Origin of the sequence: Paenochrobactrum sp. BZR 201-1 (assembly GCF_044987585.2) — a bacterium.
Classification (GTDB): domain Bacteria; phylum Pseudomonadota; class Alphaproteobacteria; order Rhizobiales; family Rhizobiaceae; genus Paenochrobactrum; species Paenochrobactrum pullorum.
The window spans coordinates 1-2,500 of the sequence record NZ_JBJDRZ020000050.1; the positions used below are offsets into that span (position 1 = coordinate 1).

At 51.5% G+C, this 2,500-nt stretch carries 2 rRNA genes (1 of these 2 cut by a window edge); both read right to left on the minus strand.

The features are described 5' to 3' along the window. Positions 1–313 precede the first annotated feature (313 nt). Positions 314–428, minus strand: a 5S ribosomal RNA gene (gene rrf / locus ACI0FR_RS16380). Positions 429–708: 280 nt separating this feature from the next. Then, positions 709–2,500, minus strand: a 23S ribosomal RNA gene (locus tag ACI0FR_RS16385) (it continues 1,179 nt past the right edge of the window).

The following is a 2,500-nucleotide window of genomic DNA, read 5'->3' on the forward strand; positions in this document are numbered from 1 at the left end:
CCTTCAGGTTATGAGCCTGACGAGCTACCGGGCTGCTCCACCCCGCGATAAACTTTGAGCGTCGGGCTTAGCCCGGTTTTTTTATTTTGTTCGTCCTTACCGGCTTTGCCAGTCGTTGATGAACATGGGCTGCTCTTGCCCTTAGCCCCAATTTTTCGACGCTGTTATTCAAGCGAATGAGACAGCATTGATTGATTAAGGCTTGTAGCCAGTTTGTCATTGCTTTATCTGGCTGGTATTTTTTGTAAACGCTTGATGCGTTTTGAATAAGTTGTTCTGTTTTGAGAAGATGTTTCATTGATGCGATTAGCAGACCTGGCAGCGACCTACTCTCCCGTGCCTTAAGACAAAGTACCATCGGCGCTGGAGCGTTTCACGGCCGAGTTCGGAATGGGATCGGGTGCAGCCGCTCCGCAATAACCACCAGGTCAGCAAAGCGCATCAATAATGTTTGAGAAGCTGGAAGTCTTTCGTGCTATTTTTATCGCTCACGCTACCTTCACTGCGTGAAGGCTTACGCGGGCACGCCGAACGACCGGCGCCATACTGTCGTATGCTTATTGTCATCTTCGAAGTTTACTTCGCAAGGTCAAGAGACCGTCGCAACTGATGTTGCGTGCTGTCCGCAGGCTAGCCTGACTTATCAGGCGCTCAGCTTTAAGGACAAAAGAGACATCAAACTTCGTTTGATGGATATTGATAATGAGAATGATCAAGTCGATCGAGCTATTAGTACCGGTAAGCTGCATGCGTTGCCGCACTTCCACACCCGGCCTATCAACGTGGTAGTCTTCCACGGCTCTGATAGGGAATACTCGTTTTAAGGTTAGTTTCCCGCTTAGATGCCTTCAGCGGTTATCTAGTCCGTATATAGCTACTCTGCTATGCCGCTGGCGCGACAACAGATCCACCAGAGATACGTCCATCCCGGTCCTCTCGTACTAGGGACAGATCCTTTCAATATTCCTACACCCACGGCAGATAGGGACCGAACTGTCTCACGACGTTCTGAACCCAACTCACGTACCGCTTTAAATGGCGAACAGCCATACCCTTGGGACCTGCTCCAGCCCCAGGATGCGATGAGTCGACATCGAGGTGCCAAACAACCCCGTCGATATGGACTCTTGGGGGTCATCAGCCTGTTATCCCCGGCGTACCTTTTATCCGTTGAGCGATGGCCCTTCCACTCGGGACCACCGGATCACTATGACCGACTTTCGTCTCTGCTCGACTTGTCAGTCTCGCAGTCAGGCAGGCTTATGCCATTGCACTCAGCGAACGATTTCCGACCGTTCTGAGCCTACCATCGCGCGCCTCCGTTACTCTTTAGGAGGCGACCGCCCCAGTCAAACTACCCACCATACACGGTCCTGGACCCGGATAACGGGCCGCAGTTAGACATCCATAAGATTAAGGGTGGTATTTCAAGGATGACTCCACCTGAACTGGCGTCCAGGCTTCAAAGTCTACCACCTATCCTACACATAACGTCACGAATGCCAGTGTAAAGCTATAGTAAAGGTGCACGGGGTCTTTCCGTCTAACCGCAGGAACCCCGCATCTTCACGGGGAATTCAATTTCACTGAGTCTGCGTTGGAGACAGCGGGGAAGTCGTTACGCCATTCGTGCAGGTCGGAACTTACCCGACAAGGAATTTCGCTACCTTAGGACCGTTATAGTTACGGCCGCCGTTTACCGGGGCTTCAATTCAAGGCTTGCACCTCTCCTCTTAACCTTCCGGCACCGGGCAGGCGTCAGACTCTATACGTCGTCTTGCGACTTCGCAGAGCCCTGTGTTTTTGGTAAACAGTCGCTACCCCCTGGTCTGTGCCACCCCCATCTGCTTGCGCAAAAAGGGGTCACGCTTCTTCCGAAGTTACGCGTGCATTTTGCCGAGTTCCTTCAACGCAGTTCTCTCAAGCGCCTTGGTATTCTCTACCAGTCCACCAGTGTCGGTTTAGGGTACGGTCTATATGCAGGAGCTATTTCCTGGAACCGCTTCACTGCAAGATCAATCCAATAAGATCTCACAATACACACGATCCGTCACTACCTGCAGGCCCACGAATATTAACGTGGTTCCCATCGACTACGCATTTCTGCCTCGCCTTAGGGGCCGGCTAACCCTGCTCAGATTAACTTTAAGCAGGAACCCTTGGACTTTCGGCGAGAGTGTCTCTCACACTCTTTATCGTTACTCATGTCAGCATTCTCACTTCTGATATCTCCAGGAGCCCTCACGGGTCTCCCTTCACAGACTTACAGAACGCTCCGCTACCACGCACATTAAGTGCATCCACAGCTTCGGTGTATGGCTTGAGCCCCGGTACATTTTCGGCGCAAAGACCCTTATTTAGACCAGTGAGCTGTTACGCTTTCTTTAAATGATGGCTGCTTCTAAGCCAACATCCTGGTTGTTTTGGGATCCTCACATCCTTTCCCACTTAGCCATAACTTAGGGACCTTAGATGGTGGTCAGGGTTGTTGCCCTCTCCA